1 protein-coding gene is annotated in these 1,721 nt (G+C 48.9%); it reads right to left on the bottom strand.

What is annotated here, in order from left to right; translation table 11 throughout:
• On the bottom strand, nucleotides 1–1,594 hold a 1,594-nt coding region (locus tag R7Q47_RS23700; protein ID WP_318089582.1), incomplete at its 3' end, for an ABC transporter ATP-binding protein.
• Between the last annotated feature and the right edge of the window lie 127 nt (nucleotides 1,595–1,721).

Genomic DNA, 1,721 nt, shown 5'->3' with positions numbered 1-1,721 from the left:
CTTGTGCTTCTTTGCGTTCCGCTCTTTGTTGTTCGGTTAACCATTTGTAATAGTCATTTAAGTCACCATCGAATGGTGCAACTTGGCGATCATGCACTAAGTACAAATCATCGGTGGTTGCGCGCAGTAAGTAACGGTCGTGTGAAACAATCACCATCGCACCTTCGAACGTTTGCAGAGCCATGGTTAACGCTTGGCGCATGTCTAAATCTAGGTGGTTGGTTGGTTCGTCGAGTAGCAATAGGTTTGGTTTTTGCCACACGATCAATGCCAGCACCAAGCGTGCCTTTTCACCACCAGAGAACGGTGCGACTTTTTCTAGCGCTTTGTCGCCTTGGAAACCAAAACTACCTAGGTAATCGCGCAGTTGCTGCTCTGTTTGATCCGGTGCGATCTGCATCATGTGCTGCAGTGGTGTTTCTTCTGGGTGCAACGTCTCCAACTGGTGCTGAGCAAAGTAGCCGATCTTTACGCCTTGCGAATAGGTGAGATCGCCGCCTTGCGCTTTAAGTTCACCTGAAAGCAGTTTGATTAAGGTCGATTTACCTGCGCCGTTGCGGCCAAGCAAACCAATACGGCTGCCCGGTACTAAGTTCAGACGAATCTTTTCTAAAATTAGGTTGTCGCCGTAACCTGCCGATACGTCGTCCATCATCATGATTGGATTTGGCAGCGCAGCTGGTTGACGGAATTCAAAGCTGAATGGGTTATCGAACTGCGCGGGCAAGACTTTTTCCATGCGTTCTAGCGCTTTGATTCGGCTTTGCGCTTGGCGCGCTTTCGACGCTTTGTAGCGGAAGCGGTCGATGTAGCTTTGCATGTGCGACATTTGCTTTTGTTGCTTCTCGAACATCGCTTGTTGCAGCATCATTTTTTGCGCACGTTGATTTTCGAATGACGAGTAGTTACCCGTGTATTCGTTCAGCTGTTGGTTTTCGATATGGATGATGCGACCAACGATCGGATCTAGGAAATCTCGGTCGTGCGAGATCAAGATCAGTGTGCCAGGGTAGTTTTGCAGCCAGCGTTCTAGCCACATTACGGCGTCCAAATCCAAGTGGTTGGTTGGTTCGTCGAGCAGTAGTAGATCGGAACGACACAATAGTGCTTGAGCCAAGTTAAGGCGCATACGCCAACCACCAGAGAACTGAGTTAAGTTCCAGCTCATCTGTTCTTGGCTAAAGCCAAGGCCGTCAAGCAATTCTGCCGCACGGGCACGGATGCTATAACCGCCAATGGTTTCGATCTTGCCGTGAATTTCTGCCACCAGCGTACCGTTGTCTTTTTCTTCGGCAACCGCTAGCTGTTGCTCAAGACCGCGGTATTCGCGATCACCATCAATGACGTATTCCAGTGCGCTGCGTTCTAAAGCAGGTGTTTCCTGCGCTACCCACGCCAATTCCCAATGCTGAGGTTGGCTAAACGAGCCCGCGTCAATCGACAGTTCATCTTTCAGTAGAGCAAATAAGGTCGATTTACCACAGCCGTTTTTGCCAACCAGACCCACTTTGTCACCTGGGTGAATGGTTGCCGATGCTTGGTCTAAAAGAGGTTTACCGCCACGCAGTAACTGAATATCAGAGAAGGTAATCATAGGGTTTTTGTTCACTTTGCGCAGCGCGCGTTTCTTGGTCGTTGATCTCGCGATGAATAGTAGGGCTATTGACGGGAAAAGTCGATCACTGAGCTTTAATTGCATTATGCTATACAAAAAAGTATAA

It is taken from the genome of Vibrio sp. Vb0349, assembly GCF_033338975.1.
This window is presented reverse-complemented; position numbering and strand designations above follow the sequence as displayed.